Annotated in this window: 18 protein-coding genes, 2 pseudogenes and 1 riboswitch; of the genes and pseudogenes, 15 read left to right on the forward strand and 5 right to left on the reverse strand. The window is 64.6% G+C overall.

Features of this window, described 5'->3' with window-relative positions:
• Nucleotides 1–15: 15 nt before the first annotated feature.
• The 3 genes and pseudogenes from ABD742_RS07200 to rsmD all read left to right on the forward strand — a co-directional run bounded on the left by ABD742_RS07200 (nt 16) and on the right by rsmD (nt 3,945).
• Nucleotides 16–1,058 (forward strand): annotated as a pseudogene (locus tag ABD742_RS07200) (DAK2 domain-containing protein).
• Nucleotides 1,048–3,327 carry an ATP-dependent DNA helicase RecG gene (locus tag ABD742_RS07205; protein ID WP_234751995.1) on the forward strand — a complete coding sequence of 760 codons (2,280 nt, stop codon included), beginning with the start codon at nt 1,048–1,050 and terminating at the stop codon, nt 3,325–3,327. The pseudogene ABD742_RS07200 and the gene ABD742_RS07205 overlap by 11 nt, the downstream one beginning before the upstream one ends.
• Nucleotides 3,328–3,378: 51 nt before the next feature.
• Nucleotides 3,379–3,945, forward strand: coding sequence for a 16S rRNA (guanine(966)-N(2))-methyltransferase RsmD (rsmD, locus tag ABD742_RS07210; protein ID WP_234752004.1), 567 nt, complete (start codon nt 3,379–3,381; stop codon nt 3,943–3,945).
• Between the two features lie 25 nt (nt 3,946–3,970).
• Here rsmD and ABD742_RS07215 read toward each other — a convergent pair whose 3' ends face one another.
• Both ABD742_RS07215 and ABD742_RS07220 read right to left on the reverse strand, forming a co-directional pair.
• Nucleotides 3,971–4,759 (reverse strand): spermidine synthase, encoded by a 789-nt coding sequence (locus ABD742_RS07215; protein ID WP_234752007.1) that lies wholly within the window; start codon nt 4,757–4,759, stop codon nt 3,971–3,973.
• Nucleotides 4,760–4,761: 2 nt separating this feature from the next.
• Nucleotides 4,762–5,991: an aminotransferase class I/II-fold pyridoxal phosphate-dependent enzyme gene (locus ABD742_RS07220; protein ID WP_234752010.1), complete on the reverse strand. Its 1,230-nt coding sequence runs from the start codon at nt 5,989–5,991 to the stop codon at nt 4,762–4,764.
• A gap of 105 nt (nt 5,992–6,096) precedes the next feature.
• On the opposite strand from ABD742_RS07220, the gene coaD reads away from it, so the two are divergent.
• The 7 genes and pseudogenes from coaD (at nt 6,097) to ftsY (ending at nt 14,152) form a co-directional block, all read left to right on the forward strand.
• A complete protein-coding gene (coaD, locus tag ABD742_RS07225) occupies nt 6,097–6,582 on the forward strand; it encodes a pantetheine-phosphate adenylyltransferase (RefSeq protein ID WP_234752013.1) in 486 nt (161 codons plus the stop codon).
• 146 nt (nt 6,583–6,728) lie between these two features.
• Complete coding sequence (locus ABD742_RS07230) at nt 6,729–7,256, forward strand: YceD family protein (protein WP_059387665.1); 528 nt, start codon at nt 6,729–6,731, stop codon at nt 7,254–7,256.
• A 32-nt stretch (nt 7,257–7,288) separates the two neighbouring features.
• Nucleotides 7,289–7,492 carry a 50S ribosomal protein L32 gene (gene rpmF, locus ABD742_RS07235; protein ID WP_028264646.1) on the forward strand — a complete coding sequence of 68 codons (204 nt, stop codon included), beginning with the start codon at nt 7,289–7,291 and terminating at the stop codon, nt 7,490–7,492.
• A 22-nt stretch (nt 7,493–7,514) separates the two neighbouring features.
• Nucleotides 7,515–8,246: a ribonuclease III gene (rnc, locus tag ABD742_RS07240; protein ID WP_234752016.1), complete on the forward strand. Its 732-nt coding sequence runs from the start codon at nt 7,515–7,517 to the stop codon at nt 8,244–8,246.
• Nucleotides 8,247–8,252: 6 nt separating this feature from the next.
• Nucleotides 8,253–9,217, forward strand: a pseudogene (mutM, locus tag ABD742_RS07245) (bifunctional DNA-formamidopyrimidine glycosylase/DNA-(apurinic or apyrimidinic site) lyase).
• A 97-nt stretch (nt 9,218–9,314) separates the two neighbouring features.
• Nucleotides 9,315–12,908, forward strand: coding sequence for a chromosome segregation protein SMC (smc, locus tag ABD742_RS07250; protein ID WP_234752021.1), 3,594 nt, complete (start codon nt 9,315–9,317; stop codon nt 12,906–12,908).
• 20 nt (nt 12,909–12,928) lie between these two features.
• A complete protein-coding gene (ftsY, locus tag ABD742_RS07255; protein ID WP_234752024.1) occupies nt 12,929–14,152 on the forward strand; it encodes a signal recognition particle-docking protein FtsY in 1,224 nt (407 codons plus the stop codon).
• Between the two features lie 67 nt (nt 14,153–14,219).
• Here ftsY and ABD742_RS07260 read toward each other — a convergent pair whose 3' ends face one another.
• On the reverse strand, nt 14,220–15,464 hold the full coding sequence (locus tag ABD742_RS07260; protein WP_234752026.1) for an MFS transporter: 1,245 nt from the start codon (nt 15,462–15,464) through the stop codon (nt 14,220–14,222).
• Between the two features lie 225 nt (nt 15,465–15,689).
• Between ABD742_RS07260 and ABD742_RS07265 the strand changes: the two genes are divergently transcribed.
• Nucleotides 15,690–17,024 carry an ammonium transporter gene (locus ABD742_RS07265; protein ID WP_234752028.1) on the forward strand — a complete coding sequence of 445 codons (1,335 nt, stop codon included), beginning with the start codon at nt 15,690–15,692 and terminating at the stop codon, nt 17,022–17,024.
• Nucleotides 17,021–17,359 (forward strand): P-II family nitrogen regulator, encoded by a 339-nt coding sequence (locus ABD742_RS07270; RefSeq protein WP_234752030.1) that lies wholly within the window; start codon nt 17,021–17,023, stop codon nt 17,357–17,359. Before ABD742_RS07265 ends, ABD742_RS07270 begins: the two co-directional genes overlap by 4 nt.
• Before the next feature lie 85 nt (nt 17,360–17,444).
• Here ABD742_RS07270 and ABD742_RS07275 read toward each other — a convergent pair whose 3' ends face one another.
• Nucleotides 17,445–18,845 carry a glucose-6-phosphate dehydrogenase gene (locus ABD742_RS07275; RefSeq protein WP_234752035.1) on the reverse strand — a complete coding sequence of 467 codons (1,401 nt, stop codon included), beginning with the start codon at nt 18,843–18,845 and terminating at the stop codon, nt 17,445–17,447.
• A gap of 151 nt (nt 18,846–18,996) precedes the next feature.
• On the opposite strand from ABD742_RS07275, the gene ffh reads away from it, so the two are divergent.
• Complete coding sequence (ffh, locus tag ABD742_RS07280) at nt 18,997–20,565, forward strand: signal recognition particle protein (protein ID WP_234752037.1); 1,569 nt, start codon at nt 18,997–18,999, stop codon at nt 20,563–20,565.
• A gap of 160 nt (nt 20,566–20,725) precedes the next feature.
• On the forward strand, nt 20,726–21,475 hold the full coding sequence (locus tag ABD742_RS07285) for an alpha/beta fold hydrolase (protein WP_234752044.1): 750 nt from the start codon (nt 20,726–20,728) through the stop codon (nt 21,473–21,475).
• Between the two features lie 24 nt (nt 21,476–21,499).
• On the opposite strand, the gene thiC is transcribed toward ABD742_RS07285, so the two are convergent.
• Complete coding sequence (gene thiC / locus ABD742_RS07290; RefSeq protein WP_268819293.1) at nt 21,500–23,305, reverse strand: phosphomethylpyrimidine synthase ThiC; 1,806 nt, start codon at nt 23,303–23,305, stop codon at nt 21,500–21,502.
• Nucleotides 23,301–23,408, reverse strand: a riboswitch (TPP riboswitch). (Overlaps the previous gene by 5 nt.)
• A gap of 93 nt (nt 23,409–23,501) precedes the next feature.
• Between thiC and ABD742_RS07295 the strand changes: the two genes are divergently transcribed.
• On the forward strand, nt 23,502–24,596 hold the full coding sequence (locus ABD742_RS07295; RefSeq protein ID WP_234752050.1) for an amidohydrolase family protein: 1,095 nt from the start codon (nt 23,502–23,504) through the stop codon (nt 24,594–24,596).
• Nucleotides 24,597–24,599 lie beyond the last annotated feature (3 nt).

Raw genomic sequence — 24,599 nt, forward strand, 5'->3', positions numbered from 1 at the left:
GCCAATACGCACGCCATGAAGCGGTGGCTGGGCAAAGCGGAGACGACGCTCGGGAACCACAGCGACCGCCTCAACGCCATCAACATCTTCCCGGTGGCAGATGGCGACACCGGCACCAACCTCTACCTCACTGTCCGCGCCGCTGCGGCAGTATTCGCAGATCGTTCCACGGCGGACGAGCCGGTAAACGACGTCGGCGCCGTTCTGGCCGCGGCAGGACGGGCGGCCATGGAGCAGGCCCGGGTAACTCCGGAACGCTTTTTGCCGTCTTTTTGTGCGCAGTGGCTGAGCCGCTGGCCGGGCACACGCGCCTCAGTGCGCCCCTGCTGGCCGCAGCCCTCAACCGGGCCCAGATCAGGGCTTGGTCGGCCTTGAGCGAGCCGGTACCGGGCACCATGCTCTCCGTTCTCGAAGCCGCCGCCAGGGCAGCGGGCGAATGCGATACTGCGCACAACAGCGATGACAGCAACCAGGCGCTGGGACTGGCCCTCGATGCCGCTGTCAATGCCGCGCTGGATGCAGTAGTGCGAACCGAGGACCAACTCGCCCCGCTGCACGCCGCCCATGTAGTGGACGCGGGCGGGGTGGGCATGTTGTTGATCCTGGACTGCCTGCGTTCGGCTGTGCTCGGCGAAGAACTCCAGGATGAGCTCCTGGACGGGCTGCACGGCTACGACCTGCAGGATCCGCACATCCATGCCGGAATGCCGGACGACGACGGCGTCGAGGTCATGTGCACCATCAGCCTTTCACCGCTGGCCGCCGCCACGCTCCGTCAGCGATTGGACGAACTCGGCGACTCCGTCATCATGAGCCAGGTCGGCAGCGCAAGCCAGGTGGGCGGCCTGTCGGGGCCGGATGATGCCGGGGACGACGATGACGATGGGGACGCCGTAGAAGCCAGCTACCGTTGGCGCGTGCATGTCCACGTTCCGGAAGCTGAACCCGCCGTGGCAGTCATCCGCTCACTCGGCGAGCCCACCGACATCTCCGTCAGCCAGCTCTCGATGCCGCGCGACCCAGGCCTTCCGGCAGGCCAGCACGGGCATGAATACTGAGCTTCACCTTCCCCTCGAGCGGAGGATCGGCAAGCGCTCCGCGTCCGTCATCGAGAAGCACCTTGGCCTGGACACCGTCGGGGAGCTGCTGAACTACTTTCCCCGCCGTTACCTGAGCCGTGGGGAGCTGACCCCCATCAGCAAACTGCCGCTGGATGAAGAGGCCACCCTCATCGCCAGGGTCCTGTCCAATTCAACCCGGCAAATGCGTGCAAGGCGGGGATCGTTGACGGACGTCGTGGTCACGGACGAGGCCAGCGGTGAGCAGATTCCCGGAACATTGAAAATCAGTTTCTTCAACGGCTTCCGTGCCCGCGCTGAGCTTCAGCCGGGCCGCCGCGTGATGTTCTCCGGCAAGGTCAGCCGCTACGGCGGATCCTTGGGCATGACCAATCCGGACTTCATGCTGCTCGACGAGGACCCGGAGCTGGCCGGTTCCGTCGATCCGGAAAAGCTCGCGGCCATGCCCATTCCCGTGTATCCGGCCACCGCGAAGCTCACCAGTTGGTCCATCCACAAGGTCATCACCACGCTGCTGGATACCATCGATGTGGACAGCATCGAGGATCCGCTGCCTGCCGAAATTGCGTCCCGGGAGAAATTTCCGGGGGTCGGGGAAGCGTACCGGCTGATCCATTCGCCCGAAACGGCGGCGGACTGGCAGCGTGCCCGTGACCGGTTCCGCTACCAGGAGGCACTGGTTCTGCAGACTGCGCTGGCGCGGCGCCGGGCCCAGCTGGCTGCCGAAGAGGCAACCGCTCGCCGCCCCGTGCCCGAAGGGCTCCTTGCTGCCTTCGACCGGCAGCTGCCGTTCACGCTGACTGCCGGCCAGGCCGCCGTCGGAAAGACGCTTTCCCACGAGCTGGCACAGGACTCGCCGATGAACCGCCTGCTGCAGGGCGAAGTTGGTTCCGGAAAAACGATCGTGGCCTTGCGGGCCATGCTGCAAGTGGTGGATGCCGGCGGGCAGGCGGCACTGCTTGCCCCCACGGAGGTCCTCGCGGCACAGCACTTCGATTCCATCCGGAGGACCCTGGGCCCGCTGGCCCGCGACGGGTTGTTCGGAGGTGCCGGGATGCTGGGCGGGGCCGGATTGTTGGACAGCGACCCCGGGAATGGCCCCGGGTCGGTCCAGGTCGCCTTGCTGACAGGCTCCATGCCGACGGTTGCCCGCAAACAAGCCATGCTGGACGCGGCCTCGGGCAACGCCGGCATTGTGATCGGCACCCACGCGCTGCTCAGTGACAAAACCTCGTTCCAGGACCTCGGCCTGATCGTGGTGGACGAGCAGCATCGCTTTGGGGTGGAACAGCGCGACGCCCTGCGTGCCAAGGCCAACCGGCCGCCCCACCTGCTCGTGATGACCGCTACTCCGATTCCGCGCACCGTCGCCATGACCGTCTTCGGCGACCTCGAAACGTCCGTGTTGGACGAACTCCCTGCAGGCCGGGCGCCCATCTCCACCCACGTCGTCGGGCTCGCGGAAAACCCGGGCTGGGCGGGCAGGATCTGGAAACGCTCCCGGGAAGAGATCGACGCCGGCCACCAGGTGTACGTCGTGTGCCCCAAGATCGGAGACGACGACGACGGCGACTTCAGCCCGGGCGAAGCGGAACCAAGCGACGCCGAACTTTCGGAGGAGGGCCCCGCACGCGAGCTCGCTTCGGTGACCGCCGTCGTCGAAACGCTCAGCCAGGAGCCCGCCCTCCGCGGCGTCCGGGTGGAGCCCCTCCACGGACGGCAGGATCCGGCACTCAAGTCCGAAACCATGGCCTCATTCACTGCCAACCAGACCCAGCTGCTGGTGTCCACCACGGTGATCGAGGTGGGTGTGGATGTCCATAACGCCACGCTGATGGTGATCCTTGATGCTGACCGTTTCGGCATTTCGCAACTCCACCAGCTGCGCGGGAGGGTGGGCCGCGGCGGTCTTCCAGGCACGTGCCTGCTGGTCACGACGCTTGAGCCCGGCCATCCCAGCCGCAGGCGCCTTGACGCCGTCGCGTCGACTACCGACGGCTTCGAACTTTCCCAGGAAGACCTCAAGCTGCGCCGCGAAGGCGATATCCTGGGCGCCTCGCAATCCGGCGGGCGTTCCACCCTTAAGCTGTTACGGGTCCTGGAGCATGAGGACGTGATCGCCCGCGCCCGCACCGATGCCCAGCGGCTCGTTGCGGACGATCCCGGGCTGGAGGGCCAACAGGCACTGGCCGCCGCGATTGACGAATATCTGAACCCCGAAAAGGAGGCGTTCCTTGAACGCGGCTAAGGAATCCACGCCCGAAGGCACGCCTGATTGTGCTGCCCCCGGAGTTGGCCGGTGAGCCGGATCATTGCCGGCGTGGTCGGCGGCAATCCGCTGGTCAGCGTCCCCGGAAACGCCACCAGGCCCACGACGGACCGCGTCAAAGAGGCCTTGTTCTCGCGGCTCGAGGCCCTCGACGCCATCGACGATGCCCGGGTCCTGGATCTTTATGCGGGTTCGGGGTCGCTCGGCATCGAAAGTGCCAGCCGGGGCGCGCGCTCGGCCGAACTCGTGGAATTTGATGCACGCGCCTCCGAGGTCTGCCAGCGTAATGCAGACATGGCCAACCAGGTGCTGGGACGCAGGATTGTCTCTGTCAATCGTTCCAAGGTGGAGTCCTTCCTGGAACGCGCGGCGGATGACGTCCTCTGGGACCTGGTGTTCCTGGATCCGCCCTATCCTTTGGATGAGCCTTCCCTGAAGGCCGTCCTCGCCAAGCTTGCCTTCCACCTGGATGAAGGCGCCGTGGTGGTCGTCGAGCGTTCCTCTAGGTCCCCGGAGCCGGACTGGCCGGACACCCTCGAACGGTTTGCCGACAAGAAGTACGGCGAGACCAAGCTCTGGTTCGCCGAACCCGTCTAGCGCATGCCTGGCCGGAGCTGCGGCGCTAGCCCGATAGGCGGTCCAACTCCACTCCGCTCAGCACCGCCGCGGGGTGCGGCCCACGGGCGAGCAGTTCCGCCGTCCACTCGGCCGGCCACGGCCGGCGCGTCCCCACCAGGATGATGTTTCCGGGGTAGCGGCCGGCGAACATGCCGCTCTCGGCGAAGGCTGCAACGTCGGGCATCGCCCGGCGCATCGCGGCGACCTGGCTGCGCACCAGGCTCAGGGCTGCCTCGTCGCCGACGTTGACGATGAGCACCCCATCGGGCCGGAGCCGCGCCGCGGCCTCTTCATAGAACTCCTGGCAGGCGATATGTGCCGGTGCCTCGGGACCGGAGAAGATGTCCAGGATCACGACGTCGAACCCGAGTTCCGCGGGCAGCTCGGCGAGGGTTTCGCGTGCGTCGCCGATATGCGTCTCCAAGCGGGTGCCGTCCGGCATGGGCAACTTCTGCAGCACGAAGTCGAGCAATTCACGTTCGAGTTCGACGGCGTGCTGTTCCGAACCGGGCCTTGTCGCCTCGATGTAGCGGGCCAGGGTCAAGGCCCCTGCGCCGAGATGAAGGGCAGTGATGGCTTGCCCGCCTGGCGCGAGCAGATCCACCACATGGCCGATCCTGCGCAGGTACTCGTAGAAGACTTCCGCGGGTTCCGCGAGATTGACGTGGGATTGCTCGGCGTCACCGATGCGGAGGATGTAGGCGCCGTCAATCAGCGTGTCGGCTTCGATCGCGGCATGTTGGCCGGTGGTCCGCAGGAAACGCCGTCCCTCGTGGTTTTGCCCGGTTGACACAGTCAGAGCTTGTCCCGCAGGGTGGCCAGCCTGGCGGCCGCTTCTTCCAGCACTTCGGTCTTCTTGCAGAACGCGAATCGGAGAAGGCTGCGCGTCCTTTCCGCGCCTTCCGGGTGGCAAAACACGGGAACGGGGATGGCAGCCACTCCCACGAGCCCCGGCAGCCTTCGTGCCAAGTCCACGGAGTCGCTGATGCCGAGGGGCGCGGTGTCCACGTTGATGAAGTATGTTCCCTGGGGCGTGTAGACGCCGAAGCCGGCGGCCCGCAGTCCCTCGGCCAGAATGTCCCGCTTGTGCTGGAGAGTGGACGCGATGCCGGTGTAGAACTCATCGGGAAGGGCAAGGCCTACCGCGATCGCACTTTGGAAGGGGGTGCCGGAACTGTAGCTGAGGAATTGTTTGACTGTGCGGATCGCCGCCACAAGGTGGGCCGGTCCGCTGAGCCAGCCGATCTTCCAGCCGGTGAACGAGAACGTCTTGCCGGCCGAGGAAATCGTGACACTTCGTTCGGCCGCTCCGGGGATGCTGGCGACCGGAAGGTGCTGCACACCGAAGGTAAGGTGCTCGTAGACTTCATCGCTGAGGATCACGGCATCGTATTTCCGGGCGAGATCGACGACGCGTTCCAGCACCTCGCGAGGGAAGACCGCGCCCGTGGGATTGTGCGGGTTGTTGAGGAGCACAACCTTCGTGCGCTCACTGAATGCCGATTCCATGGCATCCACGTCCGGAAGGAAGTCCGGCGCCAGCAGGGGAGCGGTCACGTGCTTGGCCCCGGCGAGTCCGATGATGGCGCCATAAGAGTCGTAGAAGGGCTCGAAGGTCAGCACCTCGTCGCCGGGTTCGATGAATGCGAGCAATGAGGCGGCGATGGCTTCGGTGGCCCCGGTAGTCACAATAACCTCGGTCTGCGGGTCCGGGGTCAGTCCGTAGAAGCGTTCCTGGTGTGCGGCGATGGCCTCGCGCAGTTCGGGGATGCCTTTGCCAGGCGCGTACTGGTTGGCTCCCGCCGTGATGGCTGCCTGCGCTGCTGCCTTGATTTCCGCCGGGCCGTCCTCGTCCGGGAATCCTTGGCCCAGGTTGATGGCGCCGGTGGATATCGCCAGGGTGGTCATCTCTTCGAAGATGGTCACTCCGAGGCTGCCGTCGGCCGAAAGCAGGTTGGCTCCGCTGGCGGCCCGTTGCCAAGGGGCGACGGACGTGTTCTGGCTGAGAGAGGCCGGGCTCGTCACTGTGGGGCTGCCTTCCTGGGTGCTGGCTTCCGGCTCGTCCGGCCCGCCGTTTCAGCCATGGTATCGCCATAGTGCCCGCGGCCCCGGATGCGGTAGGTTCGAACCATGAGACGCGCAGTGTGCCCTGGCTCCTTCGACCCCATCCACAACGGACATCTGGAAGTCATCGCAAGGGCCGCCGGCTTGTTCGATGAAGTCGTCGTCGCGGTGTCCACCAATTACGCCAAGAAGTACCGCTTCAGCCTCGAAGAACGCATGGAAATGGCCCGGCAGACCCTTGCTTCCTTGCGGGGCATCATTGTGGAGCCCATGGGCGAGGGACTGCTGGCCGAATACTGCAGGCACCGGGGAATTTCGGCCATCGTCAAGGGCCTGCGCTCATCCTCGGATTTTGACTACGAACTTCCCATGGCCACCATGAACCGCCAATTGTCCGGCGTCGAGACTGTCTTTCTTCCGGCGGAGGCCCACTACCTGCATTTGTCCTCCACGCTCATCAAGGAAATCTCCCTCCTGGGCGGAGATGTCTCCGATTTCGTGCCTAAATCGGTGCTCAAGAGGCTCCTCGCTGGCGGGTCGGCAATGGAGTAGCCCCGCAACGGGTAAGCTGGATCGGTACCTCGGGCAGAACGCGTTGTAATTTGCCCGGTTTGAGTCCGCTCGCGCGTTCAGGCTAAGATGGTACGTCGGTCATATGTTCTACAGGAGTTCTCATTAAGCGAGATGCAAGTTCGCCTTTGACGCTGGACGTCAAGGACCTCGGACGTAGTCCAGGAAGCATGCGGACGCTCACGGAACATGTACCCGCGCCAAGTGACCTTGGCGTGGCACTCATTGGCGTTCAGGAAGGCTCGGATATCGAGCTCGACCTGAGGCTTGAGGCCGTACACGAAGGAATTCTGGTATCTGGAACCGTATTCGCTGAAGTCAAGGGCGAATGCGGACGATGCCTGGATCCCCTTGCGTATGACCTTGAGGTCAATGTGCAAGAACTTTTCTTCTATGAGGGCGTCGAGCTTTCGGACGAAGAAGACGATGAAGAGCAACGTCGAGTCGAGCACGATCTAATCGATCTTGAACCGGTGTTGCGGGACGCGGTTGTAACCATGCTGCCGTTCCAGCCGGTGTGCCGGGAAGACTGCCAGGGCCTTTGCTCAATCTGCGGAGTGCGTCTGGAAGACGAGCCGGGGCACCACCACGAGGACCTGGATCCTCGCTGGGCTGCCCTAGCTGAACTGGCTAAGACCGACCGGCAAACTGATTAGTAAGTGTTGACTAAAAGAGAAATGAGATAGCCGTGGCTGTTCCCAAGCGGAAAATGTCTCGCGCAAATACACGCGCCCGCCGTGCCCAGTGGAAGGCAACTGCCCCCAACTTGGTCAAGACCATCGAAAACGGACAGGTTGTTTACAGCCTGCCGCACCAGGCAAAGGTCGTAACCGACTCTGCCGGGACTGCGCTGTTCCTTGAATACAAGGGCCGCAAGGTCGCAGACGTCTAAATCCGCCACAAGGCTGACAAGGATGTCTTCAACTGAAGAGCTTCTGAAGCGTCTCGGTGTCTCCATTGACGCCGAGACGCTTCGTCTTGCTCTGACACATCGTTCATACGCGTATGAAAATGGCGGGATTCCCACCAATGAGCGCCTCGAATTCCTGGGCGACTCCATCCTGGGCTTCTCCGTGACCGATCCGCTCTACCGCGACAACCCGGCACTGCCGGAAGGCGAACTCGCGAAGCGACGCTCCGCCGTCGTCAGCACCCGCGCACTGGCGGGTATCGGCCGGGACCTCGGCATCGGCGAGTTCATCTACCTCGGGCAGGGCGAAAGGCTCACCGACGGTAAGAACAAGTCTTCGATTCTTGCGGACACCATGGAAGCGCTTATTGGCGCCACCTATCTTTCCAATGACATTGAGACCGCGCGGCAACTCGTCATGCGGCTCGTTGGTCCCTTGCTGAAGGACGCCGCAGCCCTTGGGGCCGGCACCGACTGGAAGACCAGCATGCAGGAGCTTGCCGCGAGCCGGCAGCTCGGGTCCATCTACTATGCCGTCGAAGGCTCAGGACCGGACCACGCGCGCAGCTTTGAGGCAGTGCTCCAGATCGGCGGCACCGCCTACGGCAAAGGCACGGGCCACTCCAAAAAGGAAGCCGAGCAGGAAGCCGCCGCGGATGCGTGGCGCATCCTTAACAGCAAGGTCACGCTGAACAGCAAGGCCGACTCTCCGGCTGATCCTGCGCACAGCGCCTGATTCCACATGCCGGAACTGCCCGAAGTCGAAGTGGTCCGCCGCGGCCTGGCACGTTGGGTGCGTGGCCGGACCATTACCTCCGTGGAGGTCCTGGACGCCCGTTCCATCCGCCGCCACGCGTTGGGCACGGAAGACTTTATCGGCAACCTTGAGCACTCCACCGTTTTGGATGTCGTCCGCCGGGGTAAGTTCCTGTGGATGCCCTTGCGGACCGAGGAAACCCGCAGCACTGGCGGTACCGCCGAGGCGATGCCCGGCGTCGCGCTGATGGCGCACCTTGGCATGAGCGGACAGCTCCTCATGCAGGACCCCGGGTTCCCGATGAGAAGCACCTCAAAGTCCGTCTCCGCCTCAGCAGTTCCGACGGCATGCCCGAGGAGTTGCGGTTTGTGGACCAACGGATCTTCGGCGGACTGTTTGTCACGTCCCTTGTACCGACGTCCGACGGCGGTCCCGGCGGCCAGGGCGGGACGCCCCTTCCGGAAATTGCCGAAGAAGCCTCGCATATCGCCCGCGATCCGCTGGATCCGCACTTTTCTTTTGACGAGTTCTACCGCAAGGTCAAAGCCCGGAAGACAGGGCTCAAGCGTGCCCTGTTGGATCAGGGCGTCATCTCCGGGATAGGCAACATCTACGCCGATGAAGCCCTCTGGCGGGCCAAACTCCACTATGCCAAGCAGACAGACACCCTCAAGCGGGCCGATGCCGTGAGGCTCGTCGACGCCGCGAAGGAAGTCATGAGCGACGCCCTCGCGGCCGGTGGGACGAGCTTCGATTCGCTTTACGTCAATGTCAACGGAGCTTCGGGATACTTCGCCCGGTCCTTGGATGCCTATGGCCGGGCGGGCGAGCCGTGCAGGCGTTGTTCCGCTGTTGGACTTCCGGGTGTGATCAAACGCGAGCAATTCATGAACCGCTCCTCGTACACTTGCCCCATCTGCCAGCCGAAGCCGCGCAACGGCCGCTGGTAGCACGGATTCGCGGGTATGCCCCGCAAATCCGGGGATTTCCGCCGTCGGGCAGTAGATTGAGAACGGGAAATCAGCCACTCAGGAGATCCGAAACACCTTGCATCTGAAAAGTTTGACTGTCCGGGGATTCAAGTCGTTCGCGTCGGCCACGACGTTCGACTTCGAGCCGGGCGTCACCGCCGTTGTCGGCCCCAACGGTTCGGGCAAGTCCAATGTGGTTGACGCGCTGGCCTGGGTCATGGGCGAACAAGGTGCCAAGACCCTGCGCGGCGGCAAAATGGAAGACGTCATCTTCGCCGGCACATCGGGGCGGCCCCCTCTGGGCCGCGCGCACGTTGCCCTGACGATCGACAACGCCGACGGCGCCCTGCCGATCGAATACAGCGAAGTCACCATTTCCCGCACGCTGTTTCGGACCGGCGGATCCGAGTATGCCATCAACGGCTCGCCATGCCGCCTCCTCGACATTCAGGAATTGCTCTCGGATTCGGGCCTGGGCCGGGAAATGCACGTGATTGTGGGGCAGGGACAGTTGGACCGTGTCCTGCACGCCACCCCCGAGGACCGCAGGGGATTCATTGAAGAAGCCGCAGGCATCCTCAAGCACCGGCGTCGCAAGGAAAAGACTGTCCGCAAGCTGGAAGCCATGCAGGCGAACCTGCAACGCCTTGGTGACCTCACGGCGGAAATCCGTCGTCAACTCACACCGCTGGGCAAACAGGCCGAAGTCGCCCGCCGCGCCCAGACGGTGCAGTTCGACGTTCGTGACGCCAAGTCCAGGCTGTTGGCCGATGATCTCCTCCAGCTCACCCAGGCGTTGGAAAAGGACGTCGCCGACGAAGCCGCGTTGAAAGAGCGCCGCGAGCTGGTCGAAGCGGAGCTCGGCGCAGGCCGTCAACGCCAGATCCGACTTGAGCAACTCGCAGCTGAGGCCACACCCAGGCTCAATGCCGCCAGGGACAACTGGTACCAGCTGTCGGCAACCAGGGACCGGCTTCGCGCCCTGGGATCCCTCGCGACCGAGCGCCGCCGCCTCCTTGGTGCCTCCGATGCTGCCCCGGATTCAGGCCGCGACCCGGACCATCTGGACCGGCAGGCCGCCCGGGTCCGGCAGGAACAGTCGGAGCTTGAGCACGACATCCTGGCGAAGCAAGCCGCGCTCAACGAGTCCACGGCAGCCAAACAGGAAGCCGAGAACCTGGCCGCGGCCGAGGACAAACGCCTGACGGCCGTGTTGCGGGCAGCCGCCGATCGCCGTGAAGGCCTCGCGAAACTCGTAGGTCAATTGGCTGCCGCACGCTCCCGGGCCGAGGCAGCCGAGGCTGAGCGGGGCAGGCTCAGGGACTCGCTGGCAGCCGGTGAGGAACGCCGCCGACACGCGCAAAGTGAGTTTACGGCCCTCGAGTCACAAGTGGCCGGCGTCGAAGACGGCGAGGAAAGCCTCGACGCCGAATACGAGGACGCCAGCGCCCTTCTTGACGAGATCAACGCCGAGATCGAAGCGTTGAAAGCTGCCGAACGCGATGAAGTCCGCGAACGCGATGCGCTCACCGCCCGCCGCGATGCTTTGCAGCTTGGACTCAACCGCAAGGATGGCTCGTCGCGGCTTCTGTCCTCGGACCACCCCGGAGTCCTGGGTTCGCTTGCTTCCCTCCTGACGGTGGAGCCCGGGTATGAGACGGCCGTGGCCGCGGCACTTGGCAGTGCCTCCGACGCCGTCGTGGTGGCGGACAGTGCCGGGGCCGTTGCCGCGATGCAGCTGTTGAAGGACGCCGACGCCGGACGCGCCTCGCTTTTGGTGGCGGGCGCGGTACCCGCAGCGGGTCCGGAGCTTGGCCTGCAGGAGTTGCCGACGCTGCCTGACGGTGCGCGCTGGGCTGCCGAGTTGGTGGCGACTGACGCCCCCGAAGCGGGTGGCGCAAGGACCCTCCTGGCGTCCACCGCCGTCGTCGACGACTTGCACGCGGCGGCAAGCCTCATTGCCGGCAACCCGGGGCTTACCGCGGTGACCCGCGAAGGCGACGTCTTCAGGGCCCTGACGGTGGACGGCGGATCGGCCACGGCACCGTCGCTCCTTGAAGTCCAAGCCGCAGTGGACGACGCCGACACCCGGCTCCTGGAGCTCACCACCCGTCTCGAGCGGGGAAAGTTCGCCCTGGCTGGAGCCGAAGCACGCCGGGCCGATGCCCAGGAACGGGCGAACGCGGCGCTGGACAAACTCCACGACTCGGATGCCCGCCTGGCTGCCGTCGCGGAACGGCTTGGCCACCTGAATTCCCAGTTGCGCAGCGCCGTCGCGGAACGCGATCGAATGGCGGAGTCCCTGGCCAAGGCCGAACTGAACATCGCCGTGGCAGAGGAATCCCTTGAGCTTGCGGCGGAACGGCTGGCCGCGGCAGAAGAAGCCCCCCAGGAGGAAGAGCCTTCCACGGAGCACCGCGATGCCTTGGCCAGGGCTGCCAGCGAAGCCCGGTCCCGTGAGATGGAGGTCAGGCTGGGCTTGCGGAGTGCCGAGGAACAGCTCGCCGCAACCACTAACCGGGCCGCATCCCTGGAACGGGCCGCCGCGAGCGAACGGCGGGCACGCGAGGAAGCTGTGCGCCGGGCCATGCGACGCAAAGCCCAAGCCGGGCGGGCCTCCGCCGTCGCTTCCGCCGTCGAACAGGCTGTGCGTTTCGTTGACGTGTCAGTGGACCTGGCCGCCCGCGCCCGCGACCTCGCCGAGGCCGTCCGGGAGCAGCGCGAAAAGGAACTCGGCGATGTCCGGAGCAGTAACGAGACATTGGCCCAGGAGCTGGCGGGACTGACGGATTCTGTCCACCGCGACGAACTCGCGCGAGCCCAGCAAAGGCTCAGGATCGAAGCGTTGGAGACCCGCGCCATCGAGGAGCTCGGCCTGTCCGCGGAACAACTCGTGGCTGACTTCGGTCCGGAGCAGCCCGTTCCCGTGCCTGCCGCTACCGTGGACAAGTGGGCCGAACTTCGTGCACCGGTGGACGAGGACGGAAACACCATTGTCGAGGGTGTTCCCTTTGTCCGGGCCGAGCAGGAGAAACGGCTCCGCAAGGCCGAACGGGATCTCGCAGCCCTTGGCAAAGTGAACCCCTTGGCGCTTGAGGAATTTGCCGCACTTGAAGAACGCCACCAATTCCTGAGCACGCAGCTGGAAGACCTCAAATCCAGTCGCAAAGACCTTTTGGACATCATCAAGGAAGTGGACAACCGCGTCCAGCAGGTCTTTGCCGAGGCCTTCGCCGATACCTCCAAGCAGTTCGACCACGTCTTTGCGCGGCTCTTCCCCGGTGGGGAAGGCAAATTGGTGCTGACGGACCCCGATGACATGCTGACCACCGGCATTGAGGTGGAGGCAAGGCCTGCCGGCAAGAAGATCAAGCGGTTGTCCTTGCTTTCCGGTGGCGAACGGTCGCTGACGGCTGTCGCGTTGCTCGTGGCGATTTTCAAGGCGCGGCCTTCGCCGTTCTACGTCATGGATGAAGTGGAAGCCGCACTGGACGATACGAACCTGGGCAGGCTCATCACGATTTTCGAAGAGCTGCGCGAGTCCAGCCAGCTGATTGTCATTACGCACCAGAAGCGGACCATGGAAGTCGCGGACGCCCTCTACGGAGTGACAATGCGGGGCGACGGCGTGTCCACCGTCATCAGCCAGAGGCTCGGTGCCGAGGTCTAGCTTTGTGAGAAGCTAGGGGAGTGAACGATCTCCTCCCCATTATCTTGTCCATTGTCGCTGCCATCGTGGTGGTCGGAGGGCTGATTCCTGTCCTGCTCAAGGCGCGGAAGTCTTCCTCGACTTACGCTGGAACGCGCGACGCCAACGACCCCGCTGACAAGGCGCCGGCAGGCGGCGGAACGATCGTCGACGACGCCCCCGGGACCGCGCCGGATCGCACGGCGCCCGGACCCGTCGTCGAACCCGCCGAGCTTGCTGTACCGGAGACCGACGTTCCGGACGACGCCGCGGGACTGGAACTTATCCAGGTGGAGACCCCCGCGCCTGTCGAGGGCCGCCTCAACCGGCTTCGGGCGCGACTGGTCAAATCCAACAGCATTCTCGGCAAGGGACTCCTGGCCCTGCTTTCGAGCGACAAGATCGACGAAAACGTCTGGGACGAAGTCGAAGAAACGCTGCTCCTTGCCGACCTCGGCACCGAGCCCACTATGCAGCTGGTCGATGCTTTGCGTGCACGGGTAAAAGTGCAAGGCACCCGCAGTCCAGAGGACGTCAAGGCACTCCTGCGCGAGGAACTCATCAAGCTCGTGGACCCCACGATGGACCGCAGCCTGAACGTGGAACGCAAGGGAGCCCACCCGGCCATCATGATCGTCGTCGGGGTCAACGGGGTCGGCAAGACCACCACCGTCGGCAAGCTGGCGCGCGTTCTCGTCGCCGAAGACAAGGACGTCCTGCTGGGCGCAGCCGACACCTTCCGGGCAGCGGCTGCGGAGCAGCTCGCCACGTGGGGCCAGCGTGTCGGCGTCGCAACCGTCAGGTCGCACGTCGACGGCGCGGACCCGGCTTCTGTCGCCTATGAAGCCGTCAAGGCCGGCATTGAGCAGGAAGTGGATGTCGTCATGATCGACACCGCCGGCCGCCTGCAGAACAAGGTCGGCCTCATGGACGAGCTCAGCAAGGTCAAGCGCGTCATCGAGAAACTGGCCGAAGTGGACGAAGTCCTGCTGGTACTGGACGCGACCACCGGCCAGAACGGCCTGAACCAGGCCAAGGTCTTCTCCGAAGTAGTCAACATCACGGGAATCGTGCTCACTAAGCTCGACGGCACCGCGAAGGGCGGGATCGTCGTCGCGATCCAAAAGGCCCTCGGCGTGCCGGTCAAGCTCGTTGGCCTCGGCGAAGGCCCGGACGACCTCGCGCCGTTCGAGGCCGAAGCGTTCGTCGACGCCCTGCTGAACTAGCCGCATCTTGCCCAACTGACTCGCAGTTAATGTCGTTTTCAGCCCTGAAAGCGACATTAACTGCGACTCAGTTGGGGGAGTCGACGCTTTCCGCGCCGCGCTGCATCGGCTCGCGTGCCGCGGACCAGCCGAGGGCGGCGAGCACGAGGATGCCGCCGGTTGCGCCGAATGCCCAGCCGTAGCCAAGTCCATCGGCCAGGAGGCCGACCAGGACGGGGCCCACGATGGCTCCGGCGTCGGAGGCCATCTGGAAAACCGCCAGCACCTTGCCGCCGGAGCGGCCACGACCGATGATGTCCCCGACGGCGGCCTGCTGGGCCGGGTTCAGCAAGCCGGAGCCGAAGCCGGCCGCGGCAGACGCCGCGAAAAACGCGGGGAGATTGCCGGTCAAGCCGATGGTGGCGGTGGCCAGGCCGGTGACGACCAAGCCCAGCAGCATCATGGGCTTGCGGCCGAAACTGTCAGCCATGCGGCCGGAGAAGGTCAGCGCCAGCGCGTTTCCCCCTGCAAACACGGCCAGCGCCCAACCCGCCGAGGCCGGTCCTCCGGCCAGGACAACCACCGCGAACAATGGCACTGTGGCCATGCGCACGCCGAAGGTCGCCCAGCCGTTGCTGAAACTGGAGAACAGGGCGGCCCGGTAGGCAGAATCGCCCAGGGCCTCCTTCATGCGCATTGCCGGGCCCGCCGCGCCACCTTGCTTCGCTGCCTTTGAACTTTCCGTGAGCTGCGTGCGTACAACCAAGGCCGCCAGGACCAGGGCTGCCGCGTACGCGAGGAACGGGACGCGCAGGCCAAACCCGGCCAGCAGCCCGCCAACCACGGGCCCCAGGACGCTGCCGATCAGGAAGGCGGAGGCGTACGCGCCGGACACCCGTCCACGGCTTTCCGGAGGGGCGAGCCTGATTAACAGGCCCATCGCTGCCACGGTGAACATCACGGAACCGGCTCCGCCAAGGCCCCGGAAGACCAGCAGCTGCCAATAGTTCTGGGCGAACGCGCAGGCCGCCGTCGACGCCGCCACAATCAGCAACCCTGCGATGTACACGCGACGCTCGCCGAAGCGGCCCATCAGGGCACCCCCGGCCGGAGCGAATACCAGGCGCATGAAGGCGAAAATACTCACGATCACCGCGGCTGCCGTTGCTCCGACGTCGAAAGTCGTGGCGAACTGCGGGAGCACGGGCGCCACGAGGCCAAAACCCAGTGCAATCAGGAACGCCGCCGCCAACATCACCTTGATGTCCCGCGGCATTGCGGCCTTCGCGGCCCTCGCCCCTTGATTGGCGGGGGATTCGGGGCTTGCAGTCATGGTGTCGGGGTCCTCTGGGTAGTGGGAACGCGGGGAAAGTGGAACTGACGAAACATATCCGTAACAAGGGCGATATGCACCATTTACGTTCGAGAAGTTCTTGTAACAGCCCCGCAATCTAAAACCTTCGCAGGTGAAACACTGCCCCGCAAAACTCTTACATAGAACGCAAATGCGTTGGGACAGGCGGCTCAGCCCGCATCTAAAAGCAGAGAGGACGTAGACATGGACTTCACCGCCGGTCTCGTTTGGCTCCTGGTCGCATCAGCATTCGTGCTGTTCATGACCCCGGGCCTGGCATTCTTCTATGGCGGCATGACCCGTGCCAAGGCCGCCTTGAACATGATGATGATGAGCTTCATCGCCATCGGCACAGTGACCATCGTCTGGGTCTTGTGGGGCGCATCGATGTCCACGAGCAACACGGACAACTTCTTCGAGCTCTTCGCGAACCCGTTCAGCCACTTCGGCTTGCACAACTTCACGGATCCGGCAGACCTCCTCCACGTCGGATACGCCGCAACCTTCGCGATCATCACTGTCGCGCTCATCTCCGGTGCCATCGCGGACCGCGCCAAGTTCTCGGCGTGGACGTTGTTCACCCCGATCTGGGCCACCCTCGTCTACGCGCCCTTGGCCTACATGGTCTGGGGTGGGGGCCTCTTCTCGGCAACCGGCTGGTTCGGCCAAACCTTCGCTCCCGTCATCGACTTCGCCGGTGGCACCGTGGTGCACATCAACGCCGGTGTAGCCGGCCTCATTCTCGTCCTGATCATCGGCAACCGCAAAGGCTTCGGCAAGGACCCGAACCACCGCCCGCACAACGTGCCCCTGGTCATGCTCGGCGCAGCCATCCTCTGGTTCGGCTGGTTCGGCTTCAACGCGGGTGCTGCGGCCAACGTGCAGCAGGCTGGCCTGATCTGGATCAACACTCTCGTCGCGCCGGCAGCCGCCATGCTCGGCTGGCTTATCGTTGAGCGCATCCGCGACGGCCACCCCACCTCGCTTGGTGCGGCATCGGGCGTCGTCGCCGGCCTGGTTGCCATCACGCCGGCTTGTGCGAACGTTTCCCCGCTCGGCGCCATCGCCCTCGGTGTTGCTGCCGGCGTTGCCTCGGCCCTCGCGGTTGGCCTCAAGTTCAAGCTTGGCTACGACGATTCGCTCGATGTCGTCGGCGTCCACCTCGTGTCCGGCATCATCGGCACCGTGGCCATCGGCTTCCTCGCCACTCCGACCCAGGGTCCCGCAGGCCTGTTCTACGGCGGCGGTACGACCCAGCTGGTCGCACAGTCCCTGGCGGCGCTCTGCTCGATCGTCTTCACCGGCGTCATGACATTCATCATCGCCTACCCGATCCACAAGCTCATGGGCTTCCGCATCTCCGAACGCCAGGAGATCGCCGGTGCAGACCTCAGCCTGCACGCCGAAACGGCATACGAGTTCGGCGTCGGCGGCCACGGCGGAAGCTTCCAGCCCCTTCACGACCTCATCACCGGCAAGGTATCGTCCGAAGTAGCTGAAGAAGCATCCGTATCAGGCAAGGAGAGTGTCCAGGCATGAAACTCATCACGGCGATCGTCCGCCCGGAGAAGCTCGACGCCATCCGCGAGGGGCTCGAAGCATACGGGGTACAGGGACTGACGGTCAGCGCGGCCAGCGGCTACGGCCGGCAGCGCGGTTACACCGAGGTGTACCGCGGGGCCGAGTACAACGTGGATCTGCTTCCCAAGATCCGCGTTGAGGTCCTGGCCACGGATGAGCAGGCAGACGACATCCTCGATGTCCTGATTGCTTCCTCCAACACCGGCCGTGCCGGTGACGGCAAAGTCTGGACCGTAGAGGTCTACGAAGCCGTTCGTGTGCGCACGGGCGAGCGAGGCGCAGCAGCCATCTAAGGCACCAACGCAAAGGAGGGGCCGGGACCTGGAAGGTACCCGGCCCCTCTTGCGTGTGAGCTTCCGAAGGAGTGCGGCCGGCTGGCTAGCCCCCGACGGCGGTGGGCCAGTCCGCGGGACCGGGGCCGCCGGCGTCGTACTTTTCGAGCGGCACGGAATCCTTGGCCCAGGCCTTGATCACGGGCTCGATGATCCGCCAGCAGTCGACTGCGGTGTCGCCGCGGACTGAGAGCAGGGGATCGCCGGTAATGATGCCCTCCAATACTTCTCCGTAAGGCAGCAGATCGGAAGCATTCAATTCCGCGTTCAGCGTCACGCGATTGAGCGTGAAGATGTTTCCGGGACCGTTGACGTCGACGTCGAGCTGCAGAGTGTCAGGACCGAACCCGATGCGCAGCTGGTTGGGGGAGTCCACGCCCTCGAATCCGGACGGCAGGTGTGGGACGGGCCGGAAGGTGACGATGGCCTCTTTCCGCGCGGCACCGAGCGCCTTTCCCGAGCGCAGGATGAAGGGGACGCCTTTCCAGCGCCACGTGTCGATTCCCACTTCGACTTCTGCGAGTGTCTCCGTTTCCCGGGCCGGGTCCACGCCCGCTTCCGCGACATAGTCCGGCACGTCCCGGTCGCCGATCCGGCCGGCCGTGTACCGCGCACGTCGGGTGGACTTCTTGTAGGGTGCGGTGATGCTGCTCGCACGCAGCACCGTGGAAATCGCGTCGCGGAGATCGCGCTCGCCGATGCTGGAGGGGGCATCGATGGCCAGCAGCGCCATGATGTGGAGCAAATGGCTCTGGATCATGTCCTTGAGGGCGCCGGCTCCGTCGTAGTAGCGCGCACGCCCCTCGAGTGCGAGGTCTTCGTCGAAGATGATCTCCACCTTCTCGATGTGATCCCGGTTCCACACCGGCTCCAGGAAGCTGTTGGCGAAGCGCAGGCCCAGGATGTTGAACACGGTGGCCTTGCCAAGGAAGTGGTCCACGCGGTGGATGTGGTCTTCCGGGACCAAAGCGGCGAGGGTCTTGTTGAGTTCCCGGGCGGATTCGGAACCGGATCCGAAGGGTTTCTCCATCACCAGGCTTGTTCCGGGGGGAAGCTGTTGGGCGGTGAGGACCTCGCAGGCCTTCTGGCTGATGTGCGGGGGCAAAGCGAAATAGACGGCGATTGGTGCTTCGAGCCCGGCCAGGAGCGTCGCGAGCTGGCCATCCGCCGTGACGTCCAATTGATGGTATTCGGTACTTTTCTCCAGGGCCGCGATTGCTTTCCTGCCCGCGGCACCTGCACCGTTGGCGGCATCCTCGAAGGCACCACCCACACGTTTGGTCCACTGCTGCGGCGTCCACGGGTCGGAGCCGGCTCCGACAAGCTTCAGGCCGTCTGCGAGGCCATTCGCCACGAGCCTGGCAAGGCCCGGCAACAGCAATCGGCCCGTCAGATCTCCGGAGGCGCCTAGGATGAGCAACGTATTTACTCTTGTTTTGCTGGTCACTGTGCCAGCATGCCATCTTGCAGGCGCGTCTTGGTACCCTAGATAGTCGAGTCCCTCAGTTGAGTCAGATTTGTTTGGGGCAGGAATCGTCAAGATATTGGTGCGTCGGAACGGCCGCCATTCGTAGACCATTGAAAGAAGTGCACGGCGCGTGTTCAATTCACTCTCTGACCGGTTGACAGCAACCTTCAAGAATCTCCGTGGCAAGGGCCGCCTCACCGAGGCCGACGTCGATGCCACCGTCCGGGAGATCCGGCGCGCCCTTTTGGACGCCGACGTTGCCGTTCCCGTGGTCCGCGAGTTCACCGGCCGCGTCCGCGAACGTGCCCTGGGCGCCGAGGTTTCCGCAGCCCTGAACCCGAGCCAGCAGATCGTGAAGATCGTCAACGAGGAGCTCCAGGAGATCCTCGGCGGCGAGACCCGTCGTATCCGCTTGGCGAAGACCGGCCCCACCATCATCATGCTCGCCGGCTTGCAGGGTGCGGGTAAGACCACCCTTGCGGGCAAGCTTGCCAAATGGCTCAAGGCCCAAGGCCACAGCCCCGTGCTGGTCGCCGCCGACCTCCAGCGTCCCAACGCGGTGACGCAGCTCCAGATTGTCGGCGAACGCGCCGGTGTTCCCGTGTTCGCGCCGCACCCGGGCACCACCTCGGATCTGGATGTTCCCACCGGCGACCCCGTCGCCGTCGCACGCTCCGGCGTCGACGAAGCCCGCCAGAAGCTGCACGACGTCGTGATCGTGGACACCGCGGGCCGCCTCGGCGTCGACGCCGAAATGATGGACCAGGCGCGACGCATCCGCCAGGCGATCATCCCGAACGAAGTGCTGTTCGTGATCGACTCCATGATCGGCCAGGACGCCGTCAACACGGCGGTTGCCTTCGATGAAGGCGTCAACTTCACGGGTGTCGTGCTGTCAAAGCTCGACGGCGACGCCCGCGGTGGTGCCGCCCTCTCGGTAGCGTCTGTCACTGGAAAACCGGTCATGTTCGCGTCCACCGGCGAAGGCCTCGACGACTTCGAACTGTTCCACCCGGACCGCATGGCTTCCCGCATCCTCGATATGGGTGACGTTCTCACCCTGATCGAGCAGGCCGAGAAGAACTGGGACAAGGATGAAGCGGCCCGGATGGCGAAGAAGTTCGCCGACCAGGAAGACTTCACCCTGGACGACTTCCTCGCCCAGATGCAGCAGATCCGCAACATGGGTTCCATGAAGAAGATGCTCATGATGATGCCGGGTGCGCAGAACATCCGCCAGCAGCTGGAGCAGTTCGACGAGCGCGAAATCGATCGCGTGGAGGCGATTGTCCGCTCCATGACTCCGCACGAGCGTTTGGCTCCGAAGATCATCAACGGTTCCCGTCGCGCCCGCATCGCCCGTGGTTCCGGTGTCCACGTCTCCGAGGTCAACGGCCTCCTGGAGCGTTTCGCGCAAGCCCAGAAGATGATGAAGAAGCTGGCCCAGGGCGGCGGCATGCCCGGGATGCCTGGCATGCCCGGCCTCGGTGGCGGTTCCCGCAAGGCGAGCAAAAACGCGCCCAAGAAGAAGCCCCGTTCCGGAAACCCCGCCAAGGCGGCCCAGGAACTGCGCGACGCCGAGAACAAGCGGGCGAAAGCCGTTCCCACCGGCGCGGCATTCGGCCAGGCCGGCGGCGACTTCGATCCCTCGCAGCTGAACCTGCCCAAGGGTTTCGACAAGTTCCTCGGCGGCAAGTAGCCGTCCCACCCAACTGGCAAGCAGTAGATGTCGTTTTGATGGCTCAGAACGGCATTAACTGCCGGGGCCCACGCCGCCGGGGTTCCCTGGCCGAGCGTGCGAGGCGAGGGTGGCGGTGGGGATTAGTTGGGTTGTCAGCCCCGTGCCATAGGCTGGGGGAATGCAAAAGCAGCGCGTTGTGTTTGTCCACGGAGCAGGCACATTCGGCGCTGCCGCTTGGCCGAAACAGCACGGCATGGCGCTGGCGTACGATGCACTGTTCCTGAAACGCCACGGCTTTGATGCGCAGGCCGAGCCTTTGGAATCCGATGTTGCGGCCGATGTGGACATTATCCTGGAGTGCCTCGGGGGACGGGAGGCCGCGTCAGCTTCCGGCCCCGCGCGGGGAGGCCATGTCGTAGCCCACTCCCAGGGCGCGATTTCCGCGATGTTGGCCGCGGTGGAGCGGCCGGACCTGGTCCGGTCCCTCGTGTTGGTGGAACCGGCTTGTCTTTCATTGACGGCCGAGTTGCCCGCCACCGCGGCTTACCGGGCACTCATGGAGCCGTTGTTCCGGATCCGCCACGAACTCAGCGATGACGATTACCAACGCGAATTCGTCCGCAGGGCGTTTTCTTCCGAGGCGGCCGTCCTCAGTACCCCGGAGGCCAGGCGCACCGCTCGACGCCTGCGGCTCCAGGCTCCGCCATGGGAAGCACCCCTGCATATTGTGCCGGGAGTCCCCACGCTTGTCCTGACCGGTGGTTGGGAACCCCTGTACGAAGAAATCGCGGGCTATTTGCAGGAAACCGGTGCCCTCCACCGCGTTGCGGCTGGAGGACACCGGCCTCATGACTCAGTTGAAGGAGACCGGATGATCCGGTCCTTCATCGCGGATGTCAGCCGCGCCGGATCAGTGCAAGCTTCCTGATCAGTTCAGGCTTCCTGACGTCACTCAACGTTTTCCTGCGGGAATCTCGAGCTCGGGCAAGTAGACCTTGCCGCCGGATGCCAGGAATTCCTCGCTCTTTTCGCGCATCCCGCTGTACATTTCCGCGATGGCTGCCTGGGAATCCGCGGAGCCGTATTCGTCGCGGATGTCCTGGCTGATGCGCATGGAGCAGAATTTCGGTCCGCACATGGAGCAGAAATGCGCCGTCTTGGCCGGTTCCGCCGGGAGAGTCTCGTCGTGGAACGCTTCGGCCGTGACCGGATCCAATGACAGCGCAAACTGGTCACGCCAGCGGAACTCGAAGCGGGCCTTGGACAGGGCATCGTCGCGTTCGTGGGCGCCGGGGTGTCCCTTCGCAAGGTCCGCGGCGTGGGCGGCGATTTTGTAGGTGATCACGCCTGTCTTGACGTCGTCCTTGTTTGGCAGGCCCAGGTGTTCCTTCGGGGTGACGTAGCAGAGCATCGCGGTTCCGTAGCGCGCAATCTCCGTGGCGCCGATGGCCGAGGTGATGTGGTCGTAGCCCGGAGCAACGTCGGTCACAAGCGGGCCCAAGGTGTAGAACGGTGCGCCGTCGCACAGTTCCTGCTGCCGCTCGACGTTCTCCCGGACGAGGTGGAACGGGATGTGCCCGGGGCCCTCCACCATGACCTGCACGTCGTACTTCCACGCCCGCTTCGTGAGCTCCGCGAGCGTGTCGAGCTCGGCGAACTGTGCGGCGTCGTTGGCGTCCGCCGTCGCTCCCGGGCGCAAGCCGTCGCCGAGCGAGAACGCGACGTCGTACTTGGCGAAGATTTCGCAGAGTTCGTCGAAGTGGGTGTAAAGGAAGTTTTCCTCATGGTGCGCCAGGCACCAGCCGGCCATGATGGAGCCGCCACGGGAAACGATGCCCGTCACGCGGTTCGCGGTGAGTGGCACGTACCGCAGCAACACGCCGGCGTGGATGGTCATGTAGTCCACGCCCTGCTCGCACTGTTCAATGACGGTGTCGCGGAAGATTTCCCAAGTGAGCTTGTTGGCTTCGCCGTTGACCTTCTCGAGGGCCTGGTAGATGGGCACGGTGCCGATCGGGACGGGCGAGTTGCGGATGATCCATTCGCGGGTGGTGTGGATGTCGTCGCCCGTGGACAGGTCCATGACCGTGTCGGCGCCCCATTGCGTGGCCCACTGCAGCTTGTCCACTTCTTCGGAGATGGAACTGGTGACGGCCGAGTTGCCGATGTTGGCGTTGATCTTCACGAGGAAGGCCTTGCCGATGATCATCGGTTCGGATTCGGGGTGGTTGATGTTGTTGGGAATGATGGCACGGCCGGCGGCGACTTCGCTGCGGACAAGTTCGACATCGCAGTTCTCGCGAAGTGCCACGAACTGCATTTCGGGCGTCACGATGCCCTGCTTGGCATAGTGCATCTGTGTCACGTTCTTGCCTTCGACGGCGCGGCGGGGCACCGGCTGTGCGCCCTTCCACTCTGCGGAGGCGGCGCCGCGGCGCACGGCCGACTTGCCGTCGTCGAGCAGGTTCCGTTCGCGGCCGCTGTATGCCTCGGTATCGCCGCGGGCTTCGATCCACTCGCTCCGGAACGGCTCCAGGCCAATCACAGGGTCACTGCCGGGCCCCGCGGTGCGGTACACCTGGAAAGGCGCGTTGGCCTCGCCGTTGGGGGACGGTTCCAAGGCGATTTCAGTCACTGGAACCCGGATTCCCGACTCTGCATCTTCCAGGAACGCGAGGGAATGGGACTTGAGGGATTGTGTCACCTCTTGCGCCGATCCGTTTTGGGTAGGGCTCAGCTGTGTTTCTTTGGTGCTCAAAGGATTACTCACTTCCTTCGCCGGCATTACCCGGACAGGTTCAACGGTCGCAGGCTGCGTCAGCCCGATCTCAGCCCTTGCAAGGGCCCCCGTGTGGTCGTAGACGAAGTTACCACAGCTGTGGGTGCTTGGGAGAGATGTGACCGAGGACAGATGTGACCGGGCCGGCAACGGCCCCGGGAACTAGGGTGGAATCATGGCGGAAATCACCGAGTTCAGCGGCGCCGTCCTCACCGGGCCGGAAAAGGAACGGCGCGGCCTCTGGTCGGTCGACGGACGGCTGACCTTTCTGCGGCCTCCTGCCGCGCCGGACGTCGTCCTGGACGGATGGGTGCTGCCCGGCCTTGTCGACGCGCACTGTCATGTTGGTTTGGGGAGGGGCGGAGCGGTGGACGACGAGACTGCCCGACTGCAGGCAACGGCGGACCGGAACGCCGGGACGCTCTTGATCCGCGACGCAGGATCCGCAAGCGACACGCGCTGGCTGCAGCGCCGGACGGACATGCCGAGGATCATCCGCGCGGGCAGGCACATCGCCAGGCAACGCCGGTACATCCCCGGACTGGCCGAAGAAGTCGAGCCCGAGGATCTCGTGGAGGCCGTGCGCAAGCAGGCACGGTCCGGAGACGGCTGGGTCAAGATCGTAGGGGACTGGATCGACCGCTCGGCAGGGGATCTTGGCCCGTCCTTTCCGGCCGCCATCGTCAAGGACGCGGTCACCGCGGCACACGACGAGGGAGCCCGGGTGACTGCCCATTGCTTCGCCGAAGGGACTATCGACGACATGCTCGACGCCGGCATCGACTGCATCGAGCACGCCACCGGTCTGTTGCCGCACCATATTCCCCGGCTGCTGGACCAGGGTGTGCCGATCGTCCCCACGCTCATCAACATTGCGACTTTTCCGGACATCGCGAAGCAGGCGGAAGCGAAGTTCCCGCGTTACGCCGCGCACATGACCAGGCTGTGGGAGCGCAGGCATGAACGCGTCGCCGAGGCATTCGACGCCGGAGTGCGGGTGTACGCCGGGACCGACGCCGGCAGCGTCATCAAGCACGGCCGGATCGGCGAGGAAATCCTGGAACTGCACCGCGCGGGCCTTCCGGCGGCCGCCGCCCTCGATGCCGCCTGCTGGTCCGCACGCGAGTGGCTGGGTGCCGACGGCATCAGCGAAGGTGCCAGTGCCGACGTCGTGCTCTACGCAAACGATCCCCGTGCGTCACTTGAGGTGGTGCTGAATCCGCAATGCACCGTGCTGAGGGGACATATTTCAGGAAGCGCCGGGCATTAGGAA

The organism is Arthrobacter ramosus (assembly GCF_039535095.1).
Lineage (GTDB): Bacteria > Actinomycetota > Actinomycetes > Actinomycetales > Micrococcaceae > Arthrobacter > Arthrobacter ramosus.

Coding starts and splice junctions, on each gene's coding strand:
- ABD742_RS07205 (WP_234751995.1), top strand. CDS start 1,048: ATGAATACTGAGCTTCACCTTCCCCTCGAGCGGAGGATCGGCAAGCGC.
- coaD (WP_234752013.1), top strand. CDS start 6,097: ATGAGACGCGCAGTGTGCCCTGGCTCCTTCGACCCCATCCACAACGGA.
- rnc (WP_234752016.1), top strand. CDS start 7,515: ATGTCTTCAACTGAAGAGCTTCTGAAGCGTCTCGGTGTCTCCATTGAC.
- ABD742_RS07260 (WP_234752026.1), bottom strand. CDS start 15,464: ATGACTGCAAGCCCCGAATCCCCCGCCAATCAAGGGGCGAGGGCCGCG.
- ABD742_RS07265 (WP_234752028.1), top strand. CDS start 15,690: ATGGACTTCACCGCCGGTCTCGTTTGGCTCCTGGTCGCATCAGCATTC.
- ABD742_RS07270 (WP_234752030.1), top strand. CDS start 17,021: ATGAAACTCATCACGGCGATCGTCCGCCCGGAGAAGCTCGACGCCATC.
- ABD742_RS07285 (WP_234752044.1), top strand. CDS start 20,726: ATGCAAAAGCAGCGCGTTGTGTTTGTCCACGGAGCAGGCACATTCGGC.
- ABD742_RS07295 (WP_234752050.1), top strand. CDS start 23,502: ATGGCGGAAATCACCGAGTTCAGCGGCGCCGTCCTCACCGGGCCGGAA.